The organism is Bradyrhizobium sp. SYSU BS000235 (assembly GCF_049747295.1).
Lineage (GTDB): Bacteria > Pseudomonadota > Alphaproteobacteria > Rhizobiales > Xanthobacteraceae > Afipia.
Genome location: NZ_JBMHJM010000008.1, coordinates 1 through 517, shown reverse-complemented (window position 1 = coordinate 517; position 517 = coordinate 1). Strand labels below are relative to the sequence as shown.

Annotated in this window: 1 protein-coding gene; it reads right to left on the bottom strand. The window is 59.8% G+C overall.

Features of this window, described 5'->3' with window-relative positions; genetic code table 11:
* The coding region (locus ACP0KA_RS27860; RefSeq protein ID WP_424632204.1) for an aminopeptidase at positions 1-517 on the bottom strand (517 nt) is incomplete at both ends.

Below are 517 nucleotides of genomic sequence, written 5' to 3'. Positions count from 1 at the left end.
CGCCTTGGGCTGCGATCTGCTCTGGGGACAGTTTGTCGCCATCGATGAAGCACTTCGAATAGCACTGACCAAGCGCGATGTGAGAGGCGGCATTTTCGTCGAACAGCGTATTGAAGAACAACAATCCACTTTTCGAGATCGGCGACGAGTGCGGCACCAGTGCCACTTCGCCGAGGCGCCGCGCACCTTCGTCGGTATCGAGTACCTTATTCAGAACTTCCGCGCCGCGCGATGCCTTCGCATCCACGATGCGCCCATCCTCGAATTGAACCGCGATATTGTCGATCAACGAGCCCTGATAGGAAAGGGGCTTGGAGCTTACGACATGGCCGGCCACGCGCCGCGCATGGGGCGTCGTGAAGACCTCTTCGGTGGGAATGTTGGCGTTGCAAGTGATGCCGTTCTTGGCCGTCGAAGCGCCGCCCTGCCATTCGTGGCCGTCGGCAAGGCCGATCGTCAGATCTGTGCCGGGGCCCGTATAGTGAAGCGAGTCGAAGCGCTGCCCATTGAGCCATTC